Here is a 25,471-nt window from a genome sequence, read left to right as displayed (position 1 = left end):
GGGTAATTTACCCGGAGACCGCCGCTGCAATTGCTTTAGCGCTGATCGCAACGGCGATCAGAAAGTTGCCGTCATCGGGTCCGGCCCCATGCGGGCGCCGGCGCTGTCGAGCCTGGCGATCGCCGCCATATCGTCATTATCGAGTTTGAAGTCGAACACCTGGAAATTCTCCTCGATGCGCGACGGCGTCACCGACTTCGGGATGACGACGAGGCCGGTATCGAGGTGCCAGCGGATGATGACCTGTGCCGGCGTCTTCCGATATTTCCGGGCGATCTCACCGATAACAGGGTTCGAGATGAACTTGCCCTGGCCGAGCGGGCTCCAGGATTGGGTGGCAATACCAAGCTTCTTGTGCGTCTCCTGCGCCGCCTTCTGCTGAAAGTCGGGATGCAGCTCGATCTGGTTGATGACGGGAACGACGCCGGTTTCGCCGATGATGCGCTCCAGATGTTCGGGACAGAAATTCGACACGCCGATCGAGCGGGCGCGGCCCTCTTCGCGGATGCGCACGAAGGCCTTCCAGGTCTCGGTGTAGAGGCCGCGATGCGGCGACGGCCAGTGAACGAGATAGAGGTCGACATAGTCGGAACCGAGCTTCTTCAGGCTGCCGTCGAAGGCACTGAGCGTATTGTCGTAGCCCTGGTCGGTGTTTCTGAGCTTGGTGGTGACGAAGATGTCCTTGCGGTCGAGGCCGGAAGAGCGGATGCCTTCGCCGACACCCTCTTCATTGTCGTAGCCGGACGCCGTATCGATATGGCGATAGCCGGCGGCAATCGCCGCGCGCACCGTCGGAGCGGCAATCTCCTGCGGCGTCTGCCAGACGCCGAGGCCGACCTGGGGAATGGAATGTCCGTCATGGAAAGTGATGATGGGTTGCGCGGTCACACTATATCTCCGGGAGTTTGAAGAATGGGACGAGGCATGAATTGCGCCCCACTTTGGGGCGTCCCGGAACGCATTTCAGCCTGAGCGCTCGGTCACCGGAAACATATAGGCGGCCATGCCGGGAAGACAATCAGAGGACCCGGACAATCGTCCCCTTCCGAAGATGCGGCAGAAGCCGGCGCATGTCGCGCAGGCTGACCGCCACGCAGCCGGCTGTCGGCTCGTAGCCCGGCCGGATGAGATGGAAGAACACCGCCGAGCCGCGATTGCGCACCCGCGAGGAAATGTTCCAGTCCATCACCAGGCAGATATCATAGAGCCCGTCGCTGCGCCGCATCTCCTCATGGCTTGCCCCGAACGGCGCCCGGACGAGGCGGTTATAGCTGGCGTTGCCGGGCTGATCGCACCAGAGCATGTCGGTGCGGATCCGGCGAAGGGCAAGCGGCGTGGCAAGCCGGCCGTTCCGCTCACCGCGCCGGAAACCGGATATCAGTCGCATCGAGGCGATCGGCGTGGCGCCGTCGCCCTCGCGTTTGATCACGCTGCGGCCGGAGCGGCCAATCGCGGCTAGGACGGTGATCGCGCCGAGCCGGACGATCGCCCGGCTCTTGCGCCCGGGCGCCGGCCGCACCACGATCGTCGACGGCTTCATCCCCGGCTTCCGCCTTGTTTTTTCCATTTTTCTCGCATGTCTTGCATTGTCTGGGGCTCCAATTGAAATCATATCAAAACCTGCGCGGCAACGGCCCGCCGCGCGATCCTTGCCAAACCAGGAATTTGGCGTAGGACTAGGGGACTTAACATGAGGAAAGCAAGGGCATGACCGCACGCACCATTCTTCTGGTGGATGACGACGATGACCTTCGTCAGACGCTGACGGAGCAATTGTCGCTGTATGAGGAATTTTCGGTTCTGCAGGAAGCCAACGCCGGCAAGGGTGTTGCGACCGCCCGCTCGACGCCGGTCGACCTCTTGATCATGGATGTCGGCCTGCCCGATATGGACGGCCGCGAGGCGGTCAAGCTGCTGCGCAAGGGCGGCTTCAAGGCGCCGATCATCATGCTGACCGGCCACGATACCGATTCGGATACGATTCTCGGCCTCGAAGCCGGCGCCAACGACTATGTCACCAAGCCTTTCCGCTTCGCCGTGCTGCTCGCGCGCATTCGCGTGCAGCTGCGCCAGCACGAACAGAGCGAGGATGCGACCTTTACCGTCGGCCCCTACCTGTTCAAGCCGAGCCAGAAGCTGCTGACCACAGACAATGGCCAGAAGATCCGGCTGACGGAAAAGGAGGCGGCGATCATCCGCTATCTCTATCGGGCCGAACAGAAAGTGGTCACCCGCGACGTGCTTCTCGAAGAGGTCTGGGGCTATAACTCGGGCGTCACCACACATACGCTGGAAACCCACGTCTATCGGCTGCGGCAGAAGATCGAACGCGATCCCTCCAATGCCGAAATCCTGGTGACGGAAAACGGCGGCTACAAGATCATTCCATAGGGCATTTCCATTTTCTCCGAATCACGGAAATGCTCTATCTCTTTGTTTCCACGCAACTCCAGCAAAGCCGCGACGCGGTTTTGCTGGAATTGCTCTAAGGCGAAAAGCCCGCATGGCGCTGACCGACGACATCCGCATGCTCGCGCAGCTTCCTCTGTTCAAGGACATGAACGAGGATCAGCTGCGGCTGATCGCCTTCGGCGCCGACCGGCGCATGATCGCCGCCGGCCAGATGCTGTTTCGCCAGGGCTCGCCCGCCGAGAGCGCCTATGTCATCCTCAGCGGCAGCCTGGAGCTGAGCGCGACGAGCAGTGACGGCATACAGAGGACGGAGGGGGTTGCGGGCCCGGGAACGCTGGTCTCCGAGCTGGCGCTGGTGACGCTGGTGGAGCGCAAATTCACCGCGGTCGCGCGCGAGGACACCAGCATCATCCGCATCACCCGCGCCCTCTTTCACCGGCTGATCGAAGAATATCCTGAAGCAGCCCGGCTGATCGAGAACCGCATCCGCGACAATCTCGCCGAACTTGCAGCAAAGGCCGCAAGCCAGTTCTACCGTTTCAGCTGACCCCCGTTGGAGCGCAAGCTCAATCGCGGCTAAGGCCGTCGATCGCCGCCGCAAGCTTCACGAGGTCTGCGGCATAGAACCCGGCGGCATTGAGACAATTCGTCTCCAGCAGCTTCAGTCCTTCTTCGGTACGGCAGATATCGATGACATAGGCCGGGGAGTAGCCAGGATTGATGTCAACCATGCGCTGCCCGAATTCCAGCGCATCGCCATCGATCTCGTAGCGGTGGATGACGCGCGATCCATCCTTGTAGAGCGAATAGGTGACGATCCGATCGTTGACGGCCCAGAGACGCCATTCGCGCAGGATGCGGACCGGCTTGGTGAACATCAGCAGCGTATCGTGACGGAGCGATCCCGCCGGGATTTCATCCTCGTCAAGGGTGAGAACCCTCTCCGCCATACGGATGATCTCGCCTGTCGATTTCACGTTGCCGGGCTCTTCCTTGCTGTCGTCGACCGGGCGCAGGAACCATTCCTTCCCATCGTCGGTCAGACGCGCGGGAACGTCGCGGAGCGTCAGGAACAGCGCGTCGGCGCCGTTGAGGAGATAGGGATGCCACACCTCTTCCTGAACGAAGGGGCGCAGCTTGAATACACCAGGCCAGTAGCCGTTCGCCTCGGCGTTCTTCCACAGCGAGTAGGAGCCGAACATGACCACCGAGCCCGGATCGGCAACCACAGGATCGGGAATAAGCTCGCCGATGAACGGAACCACCTTGTGCCATGTGTAAGGGATATCGAGCCGGTCGAGTGCCTCGGCCAGCTTGTGGGTGTCTTCGAACTCCTGGAGAATCCACTGCATCAGAAATCGAAATGCGCCGTGACCGGCACATGGTCGGAGGGCCGATCCCAGCCGCGCGCTTCCTTCAGGATCTCGATGCGCTTGAGATGCGGCCCGAGATCCGATGACGACCAGATATGGTCGAGACGGCGGCCGCGGTCGGCGGCCTCCCAGTCCTTGGCGCGGTAGCTCCACCAGGTATAGAGCTTCTCGCTTTCCGGCACATGCTGGCGCATGAGATCGAGCCAGGCGCCGCGCTTCATCACCTCGAGCAGCCCGTCGGTCTCGACGGGCGTATGGCTGACGATTTTCAGCAGCTGTTTGTGCGACCAGACATCGTGCTCCAGCGGCGCGACGTTCAGATCGCCGACGAGGATCGCCGACGTATTCGCCTCGCCATTGGCTTTCAGATGCTTCATCTCCTCGATGAAATCGAGCTTGTGGCCGAATTTCGGATTGATCGTGCGATCCGGCTCGTCGCCGCCGGCCGGAACATAGAAATTGTGCAACCGGATCCGGCGATTGCCGTGCTCGAAGATCGCCGAGATGTGGCGGGCATCGCCGACCCCGCAGTAATCCTGCCGGTGATCCTCCGTCAGCGGAATGCGCGAGGCGATCGCCACGCCGTGATAGCCCTTCTGGCCGTGGATGATGATGTGATCGTAGCCCATCGCCCGCAGCGGTGCCGCCGGGAAGAGCTCGTTCGTCACCTTGGTCTCCTGCAGGCAGAGAATATCCGGCCGGTGCTTGAGAACGAGCTGCTCGACGATCGGCATGCGCAGCCGCACCGAATTGATGTTCCAGGTGGTGATCGACAAGCCCATAGTCCCAGCCCTTTCATGCTTTCATGAAAGGGCTTTAGAACAAAGGTGGACAGGAGGGAACCGGCCGCGTGTAAAAGCCGCGGACGATCAACCAAAAAGGCCTCAGTCGCGTGAGGCTGCCGTGCCCGGAATGCTTTCGTAAGGCACGCGGAAGACGCGGTCGTCGAACTGCATGCCTGTCTTGACGTTGAAGATCATCACCGACGTGTCCTTGCCCTGATTGTCGGTGATCGTCCACTGGCGCAGGTCGTAGGTCTTCGGGTCGAACATCATGGTGATGGTCGAGTTGCCGAACACCGTATTGTTGCCGAGCGCGATCGTCGTCAGATCGGACTCTTCCTTCACGCCCTTCACCATGCCGGCCGACAGATCGATGCGCTGCGCCAGGAGCAGGCTGAGCGGCGTCTTGGAGAGCGGATAGAGATCCCAGGTTTTCAGCTTGGTATTGCCGATGGCGACGTTCTTGCCGTCGGCGATCACCCGCATCGGCGAAGGATCGTCGTAGTTGAAGCGCAGTTTGCCCGGACGCTGGATGAAGAACTTGCCGCCGGTCTGCTCGCCGCGCGGACCGAACTGCACGAATTCGCCCTGCATCGTCGTGACGCCGGAGAAATGGTCGGCGATCGCCTGCGCCGTGCCGGAGGCCGGAGCCGCCGCCTGCGCATGGGCGCCGAAGGGAATGGTGCTTGCCATCGCAGCGAGAGCAAAGGCGCCGAGAAGATCGCGGCGCGTTACCGTCAGGCCGGAGAGGAAGGTGTCGGAGTTACTCATCTAAATCTCCTTTATGCGATCTGCATGCTGCCGAAAGGCGGCGTCTTCAAGGCATTGCGATCGGGCCTGCGTGAGGTAACGGCTTCGCTGCCATCCGGTTTCCGCAAAAGCGGTCCCCATCGGAAATATATGCCGATTATTTCAGCGGTCGAGGATGTCGCCTTCGGTCGGAACAAGAATTTCGCGTTTGCCGGCATGGTTGGCCGGCCCGATGATGCCTTCCTTTTCCATCCGCTCGATGAGCGAGGCTGCCCTATTATAGCCGATGCCGAGCCGGCGCTGGACGTAGGAGGTCGAGGCCTTGCCGTCTCGCAGCACGATGGCGACGGCCTGGTCATAGGGATCTTCCGAATCAGAAAGATTCGACGTGCCGGCGGGGCCGCCACCGCCGCCGTAATCGCCATCCTCGTCGTCATCGGCGGTGATCGCATCCAGATATTGCGGCGAGCCCTGGGTCTTCAGATAGGAGACGATCTCTTCCACCTCGACATCCGAGACGAACGGGCCGTGCACGCGCTGGATCCGCCCGCCGCCCGCCATATAGAGCATGTCGCCCATGCCGAGCAGCTGTTCGGCGCCCTGTTCGCCGAGGATGGTGCGGCTATCGATCTTCGAGGTCACCTGGAAGGAGATGCGGGTCGGGAAGTTTGCCTTGATCGTGCCGGTGATGACGTCGACCGACGGACGCTGCGTCGCCATGATCACGTGGATGCCGGCGGCACGCGCCATCTGCGCCAGACGCTGCACGGCACCTTCGATGTCCTTGCCGGCGACCATCATCAGGTCGGCCATCTCGTCGATGATGACGACGATATAGGGCATCGGCCTCAGGTCGAATTCTTCGGTCTCGTACATTGCCTCGCCGGTGTGGCGGTCGAAGCCGGTCTGCACCGTGCGCGAGATCGCCTCGCCCTTCGACAAGGCCTGCTCGACGCGGGTGTTGAAGCCGTCGATGTTGCGCACACCGATCTTCGACATCTTCTTATAGCGCTCTTCCATCTCGCGCACGGTCCATTTCAGCGCGACGACGGCCTTCTTCGGATCGGTGACCACGGGCGATAGCAGATGCGGGATGCCGTCATAGACGGAAAGCTCGAGCATCTTCGGGTCGATCATGATCAGCCGGCACTGTTCTGGCGTCATGCGATAGAGCAGCGACAGGATCATCGTGTTGATGGCGACCGACTTGCCGGAGCCGGTGGTGCCGGCAACGAGCAGATGCGGCATCTTGGCGAGATCGGCGATGACGGCTTCGCCGCCGATCGTCTTGCCGAGCGCCATGGCGAGCTTGGCCTTGCTGCCGTCGAAATCGCGGGAAGCAATGAGTTCGCGCAGATAGACGGTCTCGCGCGTCTGGTTCGGCAGTTCGATGCCGATCGCGTTGCGGCCAGGCACGACGGCAACGCGGGCGGCAATGGCGCTCATCGAGCGGGCGATATCGTCGGCAAGGCCGATGACCCGCGACGACTTGATGCCGGGCGCCGGCTCCAATTCGTAGAGCGTGACGACGGGGCCTGGACGGACATGGATGATCTCGCCCTTGACGCCGAAATCTTCGAGCACGCCTTCGAGCATGCGGGCGTTCTGCTCCAGCGCATCGGCCGAAAGCGTGGAATCGCGCACGACGTTCTTCGGTTCGGCAAGCAGATGCATCGAGGGAAGCTGGAAACCTTCGGGACGAATGAACGAGCCCTGCGCCTCCCGCTCGACGCGGGCGCCGGGCTTCGGACGCGCGACCGCGGGAACGACGCGCGGCTCCGGCTTGCCGGCGGCTTTCGCCGGCGCACGGATCATCCAGTCGTCCTCATCGTCGTCCGGCAGGATATCGGCCGGGCGCGGCGGCATATCGGGGTCGAACGGCAGATCGTCGTCATCATCCTCGTCATCGATGGAAAGCGACGGTGCCGCGACGACGCGGCGCGGCGCAGCCGCCCTTGCTCCCATCGATGGCTCCATCGACGGCTCCATCCGCTCGCCGCGCGTCGCCGGCGCCTTGGCGCGCACCGGTTCGTTCAGCGTGCCGAACTCATCATCGTTGAAATCATAGGGCGATTCGAAATCGCCCTGGCGGCGCTTGCGCGGTCCCATGCCGAGGAGGCGGCGCAGCCGTCCCTGGTTCATATACCAAGCATGGGTCATCGCGCCGCTGAAAGCGACCCAGCGCGACTCGTCCTCCTCGTCCTCGTCGCCGACGACCCGCGCCTTGCTTGTCGTCTCGACGTAATCGTCCTCGATTTCGTCGTCCGCGTCGCTGCGGCCGACGAGGCCCGAGGCAAACAGCATCATCCAGGCGGTCGGCACCGCAAAGATGCAGCCGACAACCATGGCGAACGTGCCGGTGGGATAGGCGCCGACGAAGAGCGCGGGAAAACGCAGTATCATATCACCGACGACGCCACCGATGCCGTTCGGGATCGGCCAGGTGAGCGGCGGCGGAAAGCAGCCGATCACGGCGCAGGACAGCACCGTACCGCCAAGCCAGGCGCCGGCACGGGCGGGAATGCGGCTGAAGCGGCGGCCCGAGATCAGCGTCAGCGCCCAGGCGACGATCGGCAGCATCGAAACGACGCTGGCAAGGCCGAGGAACTGCATGACGATATCGGCGAAGGCGGCGCCGCTGTAACCGAGGATATTCGTCGGCAGATTGGCCGTGGCATAGGAATAGCTCGGATCCGCGACGTTCCATGTCGCCAGCGCCGCGACGCAGAGCGCCAGCAGTAGAAAGATCGCAAAGCCGATGAGCGCCTGGATCTGTCGCAGCATGAATGCCGAGAAGGAGAACCGATCCGGACGGCCATCCATCGCCGGCGACGTGCTTCTTGCCATGTGTCTAACCCGTCCAATGCCTGAGGGCATGCGAATCACCGAAGCTTCGCCATGCCAAAATGCGTCCGCTCCACCTAATCAGAGCCGGGTTAAAGCGATGTTAACCATGCATGCCTGGACGGGCATTCCGGGCATGGAAATCAAAAAAAGCCCGAACCTGGAAAGGTTCGGGCCAAATGCGGTCTATGACAGCTTTTCCGGGTGTAACCCGGAAAAGCTCTAGATAGGCCGCGACGGGCCGTGAAGCGGCGCCCTTGTGCCGGGCGCCGCAAACGCTGTGATCAAGAGGCGTGGTAGGCGGCTTCGCCGTGGGTCGAAAGGTCGAGACCTTCGCGCTCGGCTTCGACGCTCACGCGCAGGCCGATGACGACATCGACGATCTTGTAGAGGATCGCCGAACCGATGCCCGACCACAGAAGCGTCGTCAGCACGCCCTTGGCCTGGGCGAGCACCTGGGTTGCCGTGCCGGCATAGGAGGCAGCGAAATCGGCGGTCGAGTAGTCGACGATGCCGGCGCCGCCAAGGGCCGGATTGACGAGGATACCGGTGCCGAGGGCGCCGAGGATGCCGCCGACGCAATGCACGCCGAAGACGTCGAGGCTGTCGTCATAGTTGAACTTGTTCTTCACGACGTCGACGAAGAAGTAGCAGACCGGCGAGACGACGAGGCCGAGAACGATCGAGCCCATCGGGCCGGCAAAACCGGCAGCCGGGGTGATGGCGACGAGACCGGCAACCGCACCCGAAGCGCCGCCGAGCATGGACGCCTTGCCGCGGGTCAGGCTTTCGACGACGCACCAGGAGACGGCGGCAGCTGCCGTCGCGACGAAGGTGTTGATAAAGGCAAGCGAGGCATAGCCATTGGCTTCGAGGTTGGAGCCGGCGTTGAAGCCGAACCAGCCGACCCAGAGCAGCGATGCGCCGACCATGGTCAGGGTCATCGAATGCGGAGCCATGATTTCCTTCTTATAACCGGTGCGCTTGCCGAGCATGATGGCGCCGACGAGACCGGCAATACCGGCATTGATGTGGACGACCGTGCCGCCGGCAAAGTCGATTGCGCCGTAGGAGAAGATCAGGCCGGCCGGCGAGCTGTAGGAGCTCGGACCGCCCCAGAACCAGACCATGTGCGCCATCGGGAAGTAGATAAAGGTCACCCAGAGCACGACGAAGAGCATGACGGCCGAGAACTTGACGCGCTCGGCGAAGGCGCCGACGATCAGGCCGGGCGTGATGCAGGCGAAGGTCATCTGGAAGACGATGAAGGTGTACTCAGGAATGGCGACGCCCTTCGAGAAGGTTTCGGCGAGCGACGAGGTGTTGACGCCGGCCAGGAACGCCTTCGAGAAGCCGCCGACGAAGCTGTTCAGCGAGCCGCCGTCGGTGAAGGCGAGCGAATAGCCGTAGGTCACCCAGAGCAGCGCCACGACGGCGGTGATCATGAACACCTGCATCAGCACCGAGAGCATGTTCTTGGCACGGACGAGGCCGCCGTAGAACAGCGCAAGGCCGGGGATGGTCATCAGCAGGACGAGCGCCGAGGAGATGAGCATCCAGGCATTGTCACCCTTGTCCATGGTGAAGGCTGGAGCGGCGGCAGCTGTGGTGGCGGCGGCGGGCGCAGCCTCCTGCGCGAAAGCGACGACCGGCGCCAGAAGCGCAGCCGTTGCTGCGCAGATCAGCGCAAAGGGGGAAGAAAACTTCGAAGTCGACATTGAAAAAAGCTCCTTGATCTGCCGCTTACAGCGCTTCTGAATCGGTTTCGCCCGTACGGATGCGCACGGCGTGATCGATCGAATAGACGAAAATCTTGCCGTCGCCGATCTGACCGGTTTTGGCCGACGCCGCGATGGCTTCGACAGCCCGGTCGACGAGTTCCGATGCAACGGCGATTTCGATCTTGAGCTTCGGCAGGAAGCTGACCGCATATTCGGTGCCGCGATAGATTTCGGTATGCCCCTTCTGGCGCCCGTAGCCCTTCACTTCGGTTACGGTCAGCCCCTGAATACCGATCGCCGTAAGAGCTTCGCGGACCTCATCGAGCTTGAACGGCTTGATAATAGCCATCACAATTTTCATCTGGTTTCCCATCCTTCGTTATCCTCGGCGCGGAGCCGACTCTCCTTGCCGCTGACATTCCTGGACAGCGACCGGCGATATACATTCAAAGGACGTGCCAGATTCGAGGTGTGATATAACCTATTGAAAAATAATAACTATAATATGGAGCGCCAATAAACAGGCAAATGATCGGCCAATAAGCGCACAAATAATGCGCAAATTTTCGAAGATGCACATTATTTATTCATTTGCCTTTTTCCGAATCAAACCTTCCTGGGCGACGGAGGCGATCAGCTCACCCGAGCGGGTAAAGAGGCTGCCTCGAGTCAGCCCTCTGGCGCCCGAAGCCGACGGGCTGTCCTGCGCATAGAGCAGCCAGTCGTCGAGCCTGCAGGGTCTGTGGAACCACATGGAATGATCGAGGCTCGCCACCTGCAGGCTCTGGTCGAAGATGGAGGTGCCATGCGCATAAAGCGACGTATCGAGCAGCGTCATATCCGAGAGATAGGCAAGAACGGCCGCCTGATAGAGCCGGTCGTCGGGAACCGGGCCGGTGGCGCGCACCCAGACGTCCTGTCGGGGGTCTAGCTTCTTGTCGGAAAAATAATGCGTCAGCGAGACCGGACGGATCTCGATCGGCCGCTCGCGCTGCCAGTATTTTCGGATCGCCTCCGGCGCATGCGTCAGATATTGATCCTTGATCTGCTGTTCGCCGAGCAGCGCCTCCGGCATCTGCACCTCGGGCATGGCGATCTGGTGGTCGAAGCCCGGCTCCTCCACCTGGAAGGAGGCCGACAGCGTGAAGATCGCCTTGCCGTGCTGGATAGCGACGACGCGCCGCGTATTGAAGCTCGATCCGTCGCGGATCCGCTCCGCCTGGTAGATGATCGGCACCGAGGGATCGCCGGGGCGCATGAAATAGGCATGCAGCGAATGCACGAAACGCTCGCCGTCGATGGTGCGCTGCGCCGCCATCAGCGCCTGGCCGATCACCTGGCCGCCGAAGACCCGCTGCCAGCCGGCCTGCGGGCTGCGCCCACGGAAGATATCGACTTCGATCGGCTCCAGGTCGAGCGTCGAAAGCAGCGTCTCCATCGCCGAAGGCCCTGATGTCTCGCGCGTCATTTTGCATGCCTCCCGGCGGTAGGAAGTGAAGTTGCGATGATCTATATAGGTCACATCCGAGGCACAAGGTAAGGGAGCGGCGCGATGCTGGATATGCTGGTTGTGGGCGGGGGTTATGTCGGCCTTTCCGCTGCTGTCGCGGTCAAGCAGGCAGCACCGCATCTGAATGTCGCGGTCGTCGAGGCGGCCCCGGAGCATGTCTGGAAAAACGATACACGCGCTTCGGCCGTCATCGCGGCGGCGGCGAAAATGCTCGAAATCTTCGGCATCTGGAACGAGATCGAGCCGGAGGCCCAGCCGATCACCAAGATGATCGTCACCGACTCGAAAACCTCCGATCCGGTCCGCCCGGTTTTTCTGACCTTCGACGGCGAAGTGGCCGAAGGCCGGCCTTTCGCCCATATGATCCCGAATGTGGCGATGGTCGCGGCGCTGCGCGGCGTCTGCGAGCGGCTCGGCATCGACATCCGCCACGGCCTCGGCGCCACGGAGCTGAAGACCGAAGACAGCCACGTCACCGTCACGGTTTCGGACGGCAGCACGCTGGAGAGCCGGCTGCTGGTGGCCTGCGACGGTGTGCGCTCGAAACTGCGCGACCTCGCCGGCATCAAGACCGCCACCTGGGACTACGGCCAGTCCGGCATCGTTGCAACGGTCGAACATGAGCGGCCGCACGAGGGCTGCGCCGAGGAGCATTTCCTGCCGGCCGGCCCCTTCGCCATCCTGCCGCTCAGAAACAACCGCTCCTCGCTGGTCTGGACGGAGCGGACACATGATGCCGACCGGCTGGTCGCCGCCGACGACCTGATTTTCGAGGAAGAACTCGAACGCCGCTTCGGCCATAAGCTCGGGGCGCTGAAGGTCATCGGCGACAAACGCGCCTTCCCGCTCGGCCTGACACTCGCCCGCGCCTTCGTCGCGCCGCGTTTTGCGTTGGCCGGCGACGCCGCCCATGGCATTCACCCGATTTCGGGACAGGGCCTGAACCTCGGCTTCAAGGATGTGGCCGCCCTTGCCGAAACGATCGTCGAGGCCGATCGCCTCGGCCTCGATATCGGCTCGATCAACATTCTCGAACGCTACCAGACCTGGCGGCGCTTCGACACCTTCCGCATGGGCATGACGACCGACGTGCTGAACCGGCTGTTCTCCAACGACGCAACGCCGATCCGCATCGCCCGCGACGTCGGCCTCGGCATCGTTGATCGGCTGCCGCGCCTCAAATCCTTCTTCATCGGCCAGGCGGCCGGAACGACGGCCAAGGACAATCCGCGGCTGCTGGCAGGCCAGGCAATTTGAAGGGAGCCCGCGCTATTCGTCCAAGCGGCGAGCTTCGGAGACCAGCATGATCGGAATGCCGTCGCGGATCGGATAGGCAAGCCGCGCCTTTTCCGAGACAAGCTCATTGTGCTCGCGATCATAGGAAAGCCGGCCCTTGGAGAGCGGGCAGACCAGGAGATCGAGCAGTTTCGGATCGACGCGGCTGAGTTTTTCGTCCATGGCCGAAGTCTACTGCAGAACCGTGTCGGAGTCACCGAAGACGCGCGCCAGCACGATCTCGGTAATGGCGATCAGCGTTTCGGCCCGCGTCTTCAGATCGGGCGCCTCCAGCAGCGCCTGCTTTTCAGCCGGCCCGAACGGCGACATCATCGCCAGCGAATTGACGAGCGTCAGATTGCTCGCCCGCTCGACGCTCTCCCAATCGGCTTCCAGCTTGTTGGCATCGAGATAGGCCTTGAAGGCGGTCAGAAGTGCTGCGCGGTCGACCGCCTCCTCCTCGTTGGCGGCCGAGAGATCGGCGATGAACGGGGCGATACGGAAGGTACGGAAGGGATCGCTGGTGGTTTTCTCCTCCAGCAACCGAAAGCGGCAGACGCCGGTCAGCGAGACGATATAACGCCCGTCGCCGGTCTCGGCGAAGGAAGTGATGCGGCCGAGGCAGCCGACAGCGGCAAGGTTGGGATCGCTACCCTTGTCCTCTTGTTCGCCGAGCGCCGGCTGGACCATGCCGATCAGCCGGTTTCCCGTCAGTGCCGCATCCAGCATCGCCAGATAACGCGGTTCGAAAATATTGAGCGGAAGCTGCCCGGCCGGTAGAAGGAGGGCCCCGGTCAGGGGGAAGACGGCGATCGTATCAGGCAGATCGCCCGGCTTCAGGTATCTGGCATTCCCGACTTGCATGTAACCGTCCCGCATTCTTGTAACGGGCATGCCCGTCCTGACGAGAATGTGGTGCCCCCGCTCGAAAACGCAAGGGCAGATGCTCGAAACTTAGCCCATACCCCGGAAAATCGGAATCGGCTTTCAACAGGATTGGACACCGGCTCAAGCGATCCGGCGCCTTGCCGTCCTGTTGGAGCCGCAACGCGCTACGAAAACAGCATCGCCGAAAGCTTGCGCCGGGCCGAAACCGTCGCCGGATCCTTGAAGCCCCAGACCTCGAAGAACTGCAGCAGCTGGCGGCGGGCGCCGTCATCGTCGAAGGCGCGGTCCTTGCGCATGATCAGCAGCAGGTGCTCGGCCGCTTCGTCGCGCCGGCCTTCAACATTGAGGATCTTGGCAAGCTTCAGCCGTGCCTCGTGGTCGTCGGGGTTTGCGGCAAGGTCGCGTTCGAGCGCAACGGGATCGCCGAGCTTGCGGGCTTCCTCGATCTGTTCGAGCTTCTTCAGCACCGCCTGGATGCCGGAGTCTTTCGCGAGCTCCTCCGGCAGATCCGTCAGGGTTTGGCGCGCCCGCTCATGCTGGTTGGCGGCGATCATGCATTCGGCCATCCCGGCAATCGCCTTGGCATTTTCGGGATCGGCCTGCATCACGGCGGCGTAGAGCTGAGCGGCCTCATTGAGATTGCCGGCGGCCAGCAATTCTGCCGCTTCGGTGACCACGGCCTCGATCTCGGCCGCCTCGTCGGCGCCGGCCGGGCCGGCGATGCGGTCGATGAACTGCTGGATCTGGCTTTCCGGCACTGCGCCCATGAAGCCGTCGGCGGGGCGGCCGTTGACGAAGGCGATGACGGCGGGGATCGACTGGATGCCGAGCTGGCCGGCGATCGAGGGATGGTCATCGATGTTCATCTTGACCAGCCGGACGCGGCCCTTGGCTTCGTTGACCACCTTTTCCAGCACCGGCGTCAACTGCTTGCACGGTCCGCACCAGGGCGCCCAGAAATCGACCAGAACCGGCTGCTTGCGCGATTCCTCGATGACGTCCTTGCCGAAATTCGCGGTCGTCGTGTCGGTGATGTAGCCGCCTGTCGCAGCCGCGGGCGCCGGCTGCGCGCCGAAGCTCGTCGTCGCCGTCATCTGATTTCCGAAGGAACCGTTATAGGGGTTGTCGCTGCCGCTCATAGATATCTCCCGCCGCGCCGATCCTGCCGGCATCATTGTAGCGCTAAAATCGTATGTCAGGACGTCACTTTCAAGACAAGCGGCTTATGTCCGGTCGCCTCCATGAAACGGATGAGGTCGCCGCTCGCAATCGATGTCGTCGCATCGTTGGAGAGCGGATGGCAGTTGACGATTTCCTCGCGCATCAGATCGGCATCGAGCACGAAAGTGACATTTCCTGCCGTATCGTTGATCGCGCCGAAGGCGGTCACCGCGCCGGGTATGACACCGAGATAGTCCATCAGCTTCTCCGCCCGGCCGAAGGAGACCCGGCCGGACCCGCCGATAATATTATGCACCTGCTTGAGGTCGACCTCGGCATGTTCCTCCACGGTCAGCAGAAAATACCTGTCCTTCTTGTCCTTGATGAAGAGATTCTTGGTGTGGCCGCCGGGGATCTCGTCGCGCAGCGCAACCGATTCGGCCACGGTGAAAACAGGCGCATGATCGAGCGTCTTATGGGCGATGCCGAGGCCGTCGAGGAAAGCGAACAGATCTTCTCTTGTCTTGGGGGCGTTTTCGGGCATCGGGCAATCCATTGCGCAGGAGGGACAAAGTCGAGGCGTCCTGATTAAATCCGTCCCCATCATTTGGCAATCTTCGCCACCGACGCTCTACCCCCGCATTTGCGGCCTTTCCGCCTGCCTCATGCGACCTTGCGAATTTTTCTTCGCCTCTCCGTCATTTCCCTGTTGCATTTGAAAATCCGTTAGGCCATATAGCGCCCGTCGCCACAAGGCGGCGCCCACGGTCCAACAACTACCCCGGACCGATGCGGATTGAGCGGGTGTAGCTCAGGGGTAGAGCACAACCTTGCCAAGGTTGGGGTCGAGGGTTCGAATCCCTTCGCCCGCTCCAGTTTCTCTCTTGTCCATGCCGGGTCCATTTATTCGCCAAACTTAAGGCGACCCTACGCCGCGAGGCCTCGGCGAATCGTCATCGCTGGCTTCCTCATGACAGCGCGCGCCATCGATCGAGAGCCATTTGCAGCGTAAAAAAGGCGCTCGCGGCTTCTTCGATCACCTTTTCCGTAAACAAAATTGCGGCACCGATTGATCCTACTCAATGCAAAGTGTGGCGGTATCCGATTAAGCTCTGCGGGTTTTGTTCGGAGACGTCGGCATGAGGAAATAGCTGTCCGCTAGTTGCGACGTCCTGAGCAAGTCAGGCGCAGGAACGCGCAGGCATACCGAAGCTCTTGTGAATCGCCGCAACAGCCAAATCGAGCCGCATCTAAAATGGTATTTTGAGGATGTAACCGGAGCTGGATCGCCATGCTCGTCAAAGATGTAATGACGACAGCAGTCGTCGCGCTATCACCTGACAACAGCGTTCGTCAGGCTGCAAAGCTGATGTCCGACCAGCACGTCAGCGGTATTCCCGTCGTCAATGGTGCCGGACAGCTTTTGGGCATCATCAGCGAGGGCGATCTGATCCGCCGAACGGAACTGTCCGGTCGAGCTTCCCCTTTGAAAGCGGACATGGAACTTGGGCCTGATGAAAGAGCGAGCGCTTTTATAAAGCGATGTGCGTGGAGAGTGGGTGACGTCATGACGTCCGATCCTGTCACAATCGACGAGGATGCACCTCTTTCCCGTGTTGCCGGACTCATGCAGGACCGCGGCATCAAGCGCATTCCGGTCCTGCGGGATGGTGAACTCGTCGGCATCGTCAGCCGCGCCGACCTCCTGCCGGTAATCTTCGCAGTAAAACCGGACGATACGGCAACCGGCGACGAAGCCATCCGACGCAGCATTCTTGTCCGGCTCGGCGAAAATACCGGCCTGGAAGGTTCGGATGTGACCGTGACGGTCACGGATGGGACCGTGCACTTTTGGGGCAACGTTCAGACGGCTGCCTGCCGCAGGGCAGCGCGGATTCTGGCGGAAGGCGTCCACGGCGTCCGCGGAGTGGTGGAGCATTTCCCGGAATCTCCTCCTCAATAATTCGTTCGCCCGCAGGCTCTACCTGCGACGGCCGGAAAGATTCAGCAATGTCATTTTGATTGGGAGACTCAGATGGCTTCAACTGAAACGGCAATCATGGCGAAAGCGGCCACGGCAACGTCGCGGGGAAAACCAACGCTTTCGGCCGAGGAACTCCGCCTGATGGATGCTTATTGGCGGGCATCGAACTATCTGTCGGTCGGCCAGATCTATTTGCTCGACAATCCGCTGTTGAAAAAACCACTTGTCCGCGACCACATCAAGCCGCGGCTGCTCGGCCATTGGGGAACATCGCCAGGCCTGAACATGCTCTATGTTCATCTCAACCGGGTGATCAAACGAGACGACCTCAACATGATCTACGTGATCGGCCCTGGCCACGGCGGACCGTCCCTTGTTGCGCATGCCTATCTGGAGGGGACCTATAGCGAAATCTATCCGAATATCAGCCAGGACGAGGAGGGTATGAAACGGCTGTTCAAGCAGTTCAGTTTCCCAGGCGGCATTCCCAGCCACGTCGCTCCCGAAACACCCGGCAGCATTCATGAAGGTGGCGAGCTCGGTTATGCGCTCAGCCACGCCTATGGCGCAGCCTTCGACAATCCCGATCTGATTGTCGCCTGTGTCGTCGGTGACGGAGAGGCCGAAACCGGACCTCTGGCGACGGGATGGCATGGGAACAAGTTTCTGAATCCCGCTCGCGACGGATGCGTTCTGCCGATCCTGCATCTCAATGGCTACAAAATCGCCAACCCCTGCTTCCTGGCTCGTATTCCCAAGCCGGAATTGGTGAAGTTCTTTGAAGGCATGGGATATGCACCCCTCTTCGTGGAAGGCCATGAGCCAGATCAGGTGCAGCAACAGCTTGCCGCAGCTATGGACACAGCCATCGGGGCGATCAAGACGATCTGGACGGAAGCGCGGGACAAGGGAAATCTCAACCGTCCGGCATGGCCGATGATCATCTTCCGCACGCCGAAGGGCTGGACCTGCCCAACCGAAATCGACGGCAAGAAATGCGAGGACTATTGGCGTTCGCACCAGGTTCCGATGGGCGATATGGACAAGCCGGAACATATTAAGATCCTTCATCACTGGATGAAGACCTACGGACCCGAAGAGCTTTTCGACGGCGACGGTCGGTTGCGGGCTGAACTGGCCTCGCTGGCGCCGACCGGTCATCGCCGGATGAGCGACAATCCGCATGCAAACGGTGGCCTGCTGCTACGGGATCTGAAGATGCCGGACTTCCGCGACTATGCCGTGGCGGTGCCCAAGCCCGGATCGGTGACCGTGGAATCCGCTCGCATCATGGGCAAGTTCCTGCGGGACGTGATGAAGCTGAACCTAGGCAGCAAGAATTTTCGGCTGTTTAGCCCCGACGAGAACAATTCCAATCGCTGGCAGGACGTGCTGGAGGTGACGGATCGCTGTTACATGGCAGAGATCTATCCCGAAGATGACCATCTTTCGCCCGGCGGCCGCGTCATGGAGGTCTTAAGCGAGCATCAGTGCCAGGGCTGGCTTGAAGGCTACCTGTTAACGGGACGTCACGGCTTCTTCTCCTGCTACGAGGCGTTCATTCACATTATCGACTCGATGTTCAACCAGCACGCCAAGTGGCTGAAGGTTTGCAGCCATATTCCCTGGCGGCGACCGATCGCATCGCTCAACTACTTCCTGAGTTCGCATGTATGGAGGCAGGACCACAATGGCTTCAGCCATCAGGACCCAGGCTTCATCGACCACGTGATCAACAAGAAAGCAGAGGTCATCCGCGTCTACCTCCCGCCAGATGCCAATACGCTCTTGTCCGTTACCGATCATTGTCTGCGGAGCCGCAATTATGTGAACGTGGTGGTGGCGGGCAAGCAACCCGCTCCGCAATGGCTCACGATGGATGACGCCATCAAGCATTGCGCCGAAGGGCTCGGCATTTGGGACTGGGCCAGCAATGACCAGGGCTCGGAACCGGATGTGGTCATGGCCTGCTGCGGTGATGTGCCGACCGTGGAGACGCTCGCTGCTGTTCAGCTGATCCGCGAGCACCTCCCGCAATTGAAAGTGCGGGTCATCAATGTCGTCAACTTGATGAAGCTGCAACCCGCGAGCGAACATCCCCATGGGCTTTCCGATCCTGATTTCGACGCACTCTTCACGAGGGACAAGCCGATCATCTTCGCGTTTCACGGATATCCCTGGTTGGTCCACCGACTGACTTATCGACGAACCAATCATAAAAATCTGCACGTTCGAGGCTACAAGGAAGAGGGAACGACCACGACGCCGTTCGACATGGTCGTTCTGAACCAGCTCGATCGCTTTCATCTTGTTGAAGACGTCATTGATCGGCTGCCGCAACTTGGAGCGCGCGCGGCCTACTTCAAGCAGGCAATCCACGGAAAGCTGATTGAGCACCGGCAATATATCGAGACGCACGGTGATGACATGCCGCAGATCAGCGGCTGGACATGGGGCGTCAAGAATGCGGACAAGGTAAAGGCGAAGACCTCCACAGAGGGAGACAATACTTAGGCGACGGCTCGTGCAGATTTGAGAGGGGAGCTGCGTGATGATTTGGTTGACTGGCAATATCGGAGACCCTCATGCCCGTACGTCGGGTGCATGTCGGAGGCACGGGCTTCGAACGGAGGAGCGTGCCAACAGGCGCCCGATCAAGGCGGGTTCCGGATCCTCGACGAAATCATCTTGTCTCGTCGGTTAGCCAATCATGTCGGAGTTGCTTTCAACCGATTCCGAACTGAACCGGGCGCCGACGGAAGAGGACCTCGGCCGGCTTCAGTTCACGACATTGCTCTATTATCTGCAATGCACGAATCCGGATAACGGATTGGTCCGCGACAAGACGCAGGCGGGCGCACCGGCCAGTATCGCCGCCGTCGGCATGGCGCTTGCCACCATTCCTGTCGTTGTGGAGCGCGGAATCATCATTCGTCAGTTTGCCGCCAAGATCGCCCGGCGCCGACTGGAATTCCTGATGTCCTGCCACCAGGGACCGGAACCTGATGCGTCTGGCTACAAGGGTTTTTTCTACCATTTCCTGGACATCGAGACGGGACGGCGGGTCTGGCAGTGTGAATTGTCAACAATCGATTCGGCTTTCCTGTTCGCCGGCGCTTTGACTGTCGCAGCTTATTTCGATGCAGATACCGAGGACGAGACGAAGGTTCGCGCACTTGCCAAATCACTTTATGAGCGCGTCGACTGGAATTGGGCACGCGACCATGGGGCTACCCTCACCCATGGCTGGCGGCCGGAAAGCGGATTCATTCCCTATCGGTGGCGCGGCTATGACGAAGGTCTGCTTCTTTACATTCTCGGACTGGGCTCGCCGAGCCACCCGCTGCCGCTGGAAAGCTATGTGGCCTATACGCAGAGCTACGAATGGCGGAATATTTTTGGTCGCGAATTGCTCTATTCGGGTCCGCTCTTTACGCATCAGCTTTCACATATGTGGATCGATTTTCGCGAGATTCGCGACAGTTTCATGCGTGAACATGGCAGCGACTATTTCCAGAACAGCCGACACGCGACTTTCGTTCAGCAGGAATATGCCATTCGCAATCCGCTGAACTTCAACGGCTATAGCGAGTATTGCTGGGGTTTCACGGCAAGTGATGGACCCGGTTGGACCAAGCGAAACATTGACGGCATCGACAGGGAATTCTTCGACTACATTGCGCGCGGTGCCCCCTATGGACCCGACGATGGAACCGTATCTCCCTGGGCAGTGGTCGCCTCGCTGCCATTCGCTCCGGAAATCGTTATACCGACCGTACGAAACTTTGCCCGAATGAAACTCGGCATGACCCGGCTCTACGGGTTCAAGCCATCGTTCAATCAGACATACGCCCTGGACGACAAAGGCGACACATGGTGGGTCAGCCCCTACCATTTCGGCATCGACCAAGGTCCCGTCGTTCTGATGATCGAAAACCACCGAACCGGCCTGCTGTGGCACATCATGCGCCGCTGCGAACCAGTGGTCGTCGGGCTGAGACGAGCAGGGTTTTCAGGAGGATGGTTATGATGGCGGTACGAATTTCGACCGTGGCGGCAGATCGAATTCGGCGATCTGCATGTCGCAAATGCAGCGGATCTGCAGAACAGGCATGGGCTCTCGACGCTCAGTTCTTCGGTCTATGCTCGGCAAAAAGGCGAATGGATCATAACCAAAGTCTCACCCGGTCCCTGGAATGTCTGCGTGCTCGCGCGCACGGGCAAGCACGGTAACTGGCCGCGACCTGAACGGGCTTACAGGCATGCGCGGGAAAGCTGCCAGGACGTCGTTCGAGGCTGGGCCCCGACATACGTCGCACGAATGGCCTTCGAAGAAGCGGTCAAAGAGGCCGGGCTTCATCTTCACTTCTAACTAGAGCCTTTCCTGGTCAGATTGAAGCATTCTGCCGGAGCAGGTTTTCGTCAGGGCAGAGGCGATTGGCGAAGGGCATACCCCTTGGTACGTCCGAGCCGATCGCCTCTGATCCTGGCGGAAACATGCCCGGCCCACCGGCCGCACCGCTTCGCCGTGGCGAAGCGATAAGTGCGTCCGGCGCTTTAGAGTCTTGCAGATTTGCTTGGCAAATCTGCGGGAGGGTTGGCTGAAACGGGCCGGCTGATCGACCGGCCGACTCCGTTTGAGCCAACAGAATGATTCAATCTGACTAGGAAAGGCTCTAGCGTGACAAGCGAATCTGAAAAATCGCGATGCGGTCCACTTGCACGCGCGCGGCTCTACAGCGCATCGGCTCGAAAATCGGAACGATATCTGGATTGAATGTGCGCAGCGTCAAGGAAGTCTGCCCGAACCGCTCGACAGTCAGGCCTCCGCTTTTCGATCGATCCGCGTCCATGAGCCGTCCGAATGATACTCGATAACGATATCATAGGCCGCGCGTGGTGCATCTGGCTCGGCGAAATTGACGCACGCGATTCCTCGTTCCGCCAGGAGCTTGAGGATCTCGGTCGAAAGCTCGTGGCCGAAAATAGAATCGGCCTTTTCGAAAAGAATGTAGGACGGAGCCGCGATAAGCGCGCTCGCAATTGCAACGAGGCGCTGCTCGCGCGGTGACAGCAGGGTGGGCCAGTCTTGCTCGCTGTCCAGGTCACCGGATACCAGAGGGTGCACTACGCCGAGCTTCCTCAGTAAAACAAGGACCTGCTCATCCGTTTCCTCCATCGAACGCTTCTGGGAGGTCAGGATCTGGCGCAGAGTTCCTGGGCCGCAATACGCACGCTGACCGAGGAAGCGAATTTCTTCGCGAGGTGGAATGATGATGCGTCCATTCCCCGACGTGCTAAGTCCCGCCGTGGCCCGGAACAATGCGACGCTCGCGTCATCGCCCTCACCGGTTATGATCACTCTTGTGTCAGCAGGCAGACGGATCGACAAGTCCTTCAGCAATGCGCCTCCTGCCGGTGACGTCAGCGTCAGGTTCTCATAGCTGAGACTTCCATGGGTCTCGGCAAATTCAATGCCAGGGTTCGCCGAAGTGCGGGCCTCTTCGATCGCGTCCAAAAGCGAGCTGATGCGCGCCACGACGGTCGCGAAGTTCGAGATCGAATTGAATTGTGCGACAATGAATGAGAAAGCACCGACGAGCATCGCAAATGCTGCCGCCGACTGAGTGATAACGCCAAACTCCATGTCGCCGCGCATGAACGCAGGCGCGATGAGAACGACCGGCAGGATCTGTATCATCCAATTGTAGCCCGTGGTGAAGAAGCCGACATTGCGATTGATGCTGATTATCCGCCTGAAGTTCGCCGCCAGATCGTCAAACTGCCGCAGCAGCCGGTTTGCATGGCGTTGCTCAGAACCCTCGGCCATGATCGATTCTGCATTTTCCCGAACACGGATAAGTCCGGACCGGAAGCCCGCTTCGCTGTCGAGCTGGTTATAGTTCAACTTGATCAAAGGCCGTCCCAACAGGATCGTCATGAACGATCCGAGGGCCGCGTAGATGACCGCCGTAAAGAAGAGTAGCGGACTGATCAGCCACAGTACGCTCGAAAAAGTGAAGACGGTCAGCATGCTGCTCAAAAGCATAAGCAGGAAGGAAAGCGTCGTTGTCGTGAAGGCTTTGACATCCTCCGCGATCCGCTGGTCAGGATGAGAAATTTTGCCCTGAATACCCAGCCGGTAAAAAGTGCCGTCGGCCATGTAGAGACCGATTGCGCGACGGGTAAGGAACTGCCGCCAGAGCAAGGCCAGTCGTTCTTCAACGAAGCGGGCAGTCACCGACGCGATCGTCGAAGCAACGAAAACACTGGCGTAAAAGATCGCCTGATGGACGAATTCGGCTGTCTGCCTGTCAGCGATTGCAGTCATGAAGTGCCGGCCGACAAAACTGCTGACGACATTGAGAGCGCTGATACCGCCAAAAAGAGCGATCAGACAGCCGAGAAGAAACCCGGCTCGTCCGCCGACATCGGATGTCATGAATAATTTAACTGCGCGGATGAATCGTGTTGCGGTCGTCTTGAGCGGAATTTGCTGCTTGCCCATATTCGCGCCCCCTCTGTATCTCGGAGGATAATATAGCGAAAAGCGCATGACGGAGAGCGATTTTGCGTAGGATGCCAGCCGACGCGCCGGCGGACGCAGGCCCAAGTTCGTAATTTATTTTGTAGCTTGGTTCGATCCAAGACGGCAATTGACCGGCCCTTCGAGGCTGAACTCAGCCGATGCCTTACACACTGGCGCATCCGTTCAGAGGGCATCCCGCGGCATCGCTCCGGGACGCTGGCGCTCTTGTTCCAGTGCCGCAAGACCCGTGAGAACGAAATCTATGAACTCCTGGACATGCGGCTTATCCAGCGATGCCCGGTTCGCCTTCAAATAATATCCCCGATCCACCTGAAGAGGGCTGTCGAACAATGTGCAGAGTGCGCCTTCGTCCAACAGTGACCTCACGAGGTGATGCCATCCCAGAACGATCCCCTCTCCTTTGACCGCCGCGGTCACAAGAAGCGGATAATTGTTGCTGGTCATGACGGGCAGCACATGCGGCGCCCCGAGACCGCTTGCCTGGAACCAATCGTCCCAGGTGATTGGATGCCAGCCAATGGCATCGGAGGTCCAATGCTTCCGATGCAGGTCCAACAAGTCCGCCCGCTCCAGGCTTTGAGCATCCGGAAACGGCCCGTGGCGTTCCAGATAGTCCGGGCTGCAGACCGGCTGGACGATATCCGGAAAGAGATAATAGAGATTCTCCCCGACCTCGCAGCGCTCGTTTCCACAAATCAGTGAAAGGTCGACTTCATCGAAATTCCGCAGCGTGTCGTCTTCGTCCGAGGCCAAAAGAACGAACCTGACGTCCGGCCGCTCGGAACGGAAGCGGTCCACGAGGGGCTTCAGCCAGCAGGCGATCGCCGCATTGGTGCCCGAACAGGTGATGACGGGAGGGTCGGAGGGAGCGTTGATATTGTTGATCCCGTCGCAAATGATGTCCAGCCACCGTGAACAGACGCCGGCCGGCCTTGTCGATCAGCGCCACCGTGACGACGACCCCGGCCACCGCGACCATCGACAGTCCGACGCCACCGGCGAGCCCGCCATTGAGGCCATATTGTTCCAACACACTGTCAGCGAAGGTAGATCTGCGAACCTGCCTTGACGCACCTCGGTATTCTCCATGTCCGCCGTCTCCTCGGCGCTCTGGAGATACTTCCGCGCGATCGCGCGCGCCTCGTCCTTGCGACCCTTGCTCCACAGCCAGCGCGGCGATTCAGGCAGGCCGATCCGGGCGAAGAACAAGATCACCGAGATAAAGGTGCTCGTTCCGATGATGATCCGCCACGGCATGGGCTGCGGCAGGTTCAAGACGTACCCCACCGTGTAACCGATCATGAATCCGCCGTACCAGGCAAGGATCGTGACGCCCATCAGGCGCCCCCGCAGCCGGGCCGGTGCAAATTCCGACATCAGTGGCCAGCCGACGGAGTATTCGGGGCCGATCGCGATACCCATCAGCAGCCGCACTGCGAACAGCATCGTCACCGAATCGATGAAGAACTGCATCGCCGATGCGAGCACGAACAGCCCCATATCGATCATGAATAGCGGCTTGCGGCCGAATTTGTCGCCCGCCCATCCGCCGAGCGGCGAACCGATCAGAATCCCGAACAACGCAGCCGAGGCGATGAGGCCCATATCGACCGTCGTCATCCCCATTTCCGCCTTCATGACGGCCGTCACCGGGCCGATAACCCCGAGAATGTAACCATCGAGGAGCATTCCGCCGGTGAGAACGGCGATCATCCTGATCATGAAGCGTCGTTTGAACGCATCGGACGTCTCTTCCCTGACAAGTGGACCTGAAATAACCGCTTCCGTCTCCAATGACATAACTGCCTCCCTTGGCTAGCGATAAACGTTTTCCTGTTCCTGCGGCCTATAGCAGGGGGTGGGGGTGCCGCATCGGCCCACCCCGGCGGTCGCATCGAAGCGTGCGATGCGCGTCCCGGCTGGCAGCACTGCCCGAGCGGCACAACTCCTGATGGATAACGGGGATCGGGCACATTGCATCTTGCGTATTAGGGGGCGAATTCGGCAACCGAGGATCTTCATGGGCGCGGCATAAGGCGCGCCTTATCCTGTCGGGCTCCTTTGAGCACGGCCGATGGCGATCTCGATGAAGGTAAGAAGCCATTCGCTTGCGGCGAGCCCGCACTTGGTGTCAAGATGACAGGCGAAATACCAGATGACGACACCGGCCTCGAAAGGCGAGGACGCTGCCGCCACCGTCCATTCCTTCCTGATTGCTCCC

The 25,471-nt window shown here is 60.5% G+C and carries 24 protein-coding genes and 1 tRNA gene; 8 read left to right on the top strand and 17 right to left on the bottom strand.

What is annotated here, in order from left to right:
* Positions 1-57: 57 nt before the first annotated feature.
* On the bottom strand, positions 58-888 hold the full coding sequence (locus QMO80_RS14135; protein WP_283197139.1) for an aldo/keto reductase: 831 nt from the start codon (positions 886-888) through the stop codon (positions 58-60).
* Positions 889-1,018: 130 nt separating this feature from the next.
* Positions 1,019-1,540 carry a L,D-transpeptidase gene (locus QMO80_RS14130; protein ID WP_283197138.1) on the bottom strand — a complete coding sequence of 174 codons (522 nt, stop codon included), beginning with the start codon at positions 1,538-1,540 and terminating at the stop codon, positions 1,019-1,021.
* A gap of 167 nt (positions 1,541-1,707) precedes the next feature.
* Here QMO80_RS14130 and QMO80_RS14125 point away from each other — a divergent pair, with 167 nt between their 5' ends.
* Together QMO80_RS14125 and QMO80_RS14120 are read left to right on the top strand one after the other, a co-directional pair.
* Entirely contained in the window at positions 1,708-2,391 is a 684-nt protein-coding gene (locus tag QMO80_RS14125) for a response regulator transcription factor (RefSeq protein WP_003582964.1), read from the top strand.
* Between the two features lie 112 nt (positions 2,392-2,503).
* Positions 2,504-2,959 (top strand): cyclic nucleotide-binding domain-containing protein, encoded by a 456-nt coding sequence (locus tag QMO80_RS14120; protein ID WP_283197137.1) that lies wholly within the window; start codon positions 2,504-2,506, stop codon positions 2,957-2,959.
* A 19-nt stretch (positions 2,960-2,978) separates the two neighbouring features.
* On the opposite strand, the gene QMO80_RS14115 is transcribed toward QMO80_RS14120, so the two are convergent.
* The 7 genes from QMO80_RS14115 to tesB form a co-directional block, all read right to left on the bottom strand.
* Positions 2,979-3,764 carry an ATP-grasp domain-containing protein gene (locus tag QMO80_RS14115; protein WP_283197136.1) on the bottom strand — a complete coding sequence of 262 codons (786 nt, stop codon included), beginning with the start codon at positions 3,762-3,764 and terminating at the stop codon, positions 2,979-2,981.
* Positions 3,764-4,567, bottom strand: a complete 804-nt coding sequence (locus QMO80_RS14110; RefSeq protein ID WP_283197135.1) for an exodeoxyribonuclease III — start codon at positions 4,565-4,567, stop codon at positions 3,764-3,766. Before QMO80_RS14110 ends, QMO80_RS14115 begins: the two co-directional genes overlap by 1 nt.
* A gap of 102 nt (positions 4,568-4,669) precedes the next feature.
* On the bottom strand, positions 4,670-5,338 hold the full coding sequence (locus QMO80_RS14105; RefSeq protein WP_283197134.1) for an outer membrane lipoprotein carrier protein LolA: 669 nt from the start codon (positions 5,336-5,338) through the stop codon (positions 4,670-4,672).
* 141 nt (positions 5,339-5,479) lie between these two features.
* On the bottom strand, positions 5,480-8,164 hold the full coding sequence (locus tag QMO80_RS14100; protein ID WP_283197133.1) for a DNA translocase FtsK: 2,685 nt from the start codon (positions 8,162-8,164) through the stop codon (positions 5,480-5,482).
* 281 nt (positions 8,165-8,445) lie between these two features.
* On the bottom strand, positions 8,446-9,879 hold the full coding sequence (locus QMO80_RS14095; protein ID WP_283197132.1) for an ammonium transporter: 1,434 nt from the start codon (positions 9,877-9,879) through the stop codon (positions 8,446-8,448).
* A 25-nt stretch (positions 9,880-9,904) separates the two neighbouring features.
* Positions 9,905-10,255: a P-II family nitrogen regulator gene (locus QMO80_RS14090; protein ID WP_003543684.1), complete on the bottom strand. Its 351-nt coding sequence runs from the start codon at positions 10,253-10,255 to the stop codon at positions 9,905-9,907.
* 210 nt (positions 10,256-10,465) lie between these two features.
* Positions 10,466-11,350, bottom strand: a complete 885-nt coding sequence (tesB, locus tag QMO80_RS14085; protein ID WP_283197131.1) for an acyl-CoA thioesterase II — start codon at positions 11,348-11,350, stop codon at positions 10,466-10,468.
* A gap of 84 nt (positions 11,351-11,434) precedes the next feature.
* Here tesB and QMO80_RS14080 point away from each other — a divergent pair, with 84 nt between their 5' ends.
* On the top strand, positions 11,435-12,649 hold the full coding sequence (locus QMO80_RS14080) for a ubiquinone biosynthesis hydroxylase (RefSeq protein WP_283197130.1): 1,215 nt from the start codon (positions 11,435-11,437) through the stop codon (positions 12,647-12,649).
* Between the two features lie 12 nt (positions 12,650-12,661).
* Here QMO80_RS14080 and QMO80_RS14075 read toward each other — a convergent pair whose 3' ends face one another.
* From QMO80_RS14075 to QMO80_RS14060, 4 genes are all read right to left on the bottom strand, one after another.
* The gene (locus QMO80_RS14075) at positions 12,662-12,850 is read right to left on the bottom strand and encodes a Trm112 family protein (RefSeq protein ID WP_003589705.1); all 189 of its coding nucleotides are present in this window, start codon (positions 12,848-12,850) and stop codon (positions 12,662-12,664) included.
* Positions 12,851-12,859: 9 nt separating this feature from the next.
* Positions 12,860-13,546 (bottom strand): LON peptidase substrate-binding domain-containing protein, encoded by a 687-nt coding sequence (locus tag QMO80_RS14070; RefSeq protein WP_283200186.1) that lies wholly within the window; start codon positions 13,544-13,546, stop codon positions 12,860-12,862.
* 173 nt (positions 13,547-13,719) lie between these two features.
* Positions 13,720-14,694 (bottom strand): thioredoxin, encoded by a 975-nt coding sequence (gene trxA / locus QMO80_RS14065; RefSeq protein ID WP_283197129.1) that lies wholly within the window; start codon positions 14,692-14,694, stop codon positions 13,720-13,722.
* Between the two features lie 56 nt (positions 14,695-14,750).
* Entirely contained in the window at positions 14,751-15,260 is a 510-nt protein-coding gene (locus QMO80_RS14060) for a prolyl-tRNA synthetase associated domain-containing protein (protein WP_049733367.1), read from the bottom strand.
* 256 nt (positions 15,261-15,516) lie between these two features.
* On the opposite strand from QMO80_RS14060, the gene QMO80_RS14055 reads away from it, so the two are divergent.
* From QMO80_RS14055 to QMO80_RS14035, 5 genes are all read left to right on the top strand, one after another.
* Positions 15,517-15,591: transfer RNA gene (locus QMO80_RS14055), tRNA-Gly, on the top strand.
* 416 nt (positions 15,592-16,007) lie between these two features.
* A complete protein-coding gene (locus tag QMO80_RS14050; RefSeq protein WP_049733366.1) occupies positions 16,008-16,679 on the top strand; it encodes a CBS domain-containing protein in 672 nt (223 codons plus the stop codon).
* Between the two features lie 72 nt (positions 16,680-16,751).
* Positions 16,752-19,214, top strand: a complete 2,463-nt coding sequence (locus QMO80_RS14045) for a phosphoketolase (RefSeq protein ID WP_283197128.1) — start codon at positions 16,752-16,754, stop codon at positions 19,212-19,214.
* A gap of 196 nt (positions 19,215-19,410) precedes the next feature.
* A complete protein-coding gene (locus QMO80_RS14040; RefSeq protein WP_283197127.1) occupies positions 19,411-20,730 on the top strand; it encodes a glucoamylase family protein in 1,320 nt (439 codons plus the stop codon).
* Between the two features lie 174 nt (positions 20,731-20,904).
* Positions 20,905-21,072, top strand: coding sequence for a DUF982 domain-containing protein (locus tag QMO80_RS14035; RefSeq protein ID WP_283197126.1), 168 nt, complete (start codon positions 20,905-20,907; stop codon positions 21,070-21,072).
* Between the two features lie 447 nt (positions 21,073-21,519).
* Here QMO80_RS14035 and QMO80_RS14030 read toward each other — a convergent pair whose 3' ends face one another.
* The 4 genes from QMO80_RS14030 to QMO80_RS14015 all read right to left on the bottom strand — a co-directional run bounded on the left by QMO80_RS14030 (position 21,520) and on the right by QMO80_RS14015 (position 25,446).
* On the bottom strand, positions 21,520-23,208 hold the full coding sequence (locus QMO80_RS14030; RefSeq protein WP_283197125.1) for an ABC transporter ATP-binding protein/permease: 1,689 nt from the start codon (positions 23,206-23,208) through the stop codon (positions 21,520-21,522).
* Positions 23,209-23,412: 204 nt separating this feature from the next.
* Entirely contained in the window at positions 23,413-24,072 is a 660-nt protein-coding gene (locus QMO80_RS14025) for a LysR substrate-binding domain-containing protein (RefSeq protein ID WP_369685941.1), read from the bottom strand.
* Positions 24,073-24,189: 117 nt separating this feature from the next.
* Positions 24,190-25,050 carry an MFS transporter gene (locus QMO80_RS14020; RefSeq protein ID WP_283197124.1) on the bottom strand — a complete coding sequence of 287 codons (861 nt, stop codon included), beginning with the start codon at positions 25,048-25,050 and terminating at the stop codon, positions 24,190-24,192.
* A gap of 243 nt (positions 25,051-25,293) precedes the next feature.
* On the bottom strand, positions 25,294-25,446 hold the full coding sequence (locus QMO80_RS14015) for a hypothetical protein (RefSeq protein ID WP_283197123.1): 153 nt from the start codon (positions 25,444-25,446) through the stop codon (positions 25,294-25,296).
* Positions 25,447-25,471: the final 25 nt, after the last annotated feature.

The organism is Rhizobium sp. BT03, assembly GCF_030053155.1.
Taxonomy (GTDB): Bacteria; Pseudomonadota; Alphaproteobacteria; order Rhizobiales; family Rhizobiaceae; genus Rhizobium.
Note: the sequence above shows the minus strand (reverse complement) of the source record. Positions and strands in the feature narration are given on the sequence as shown.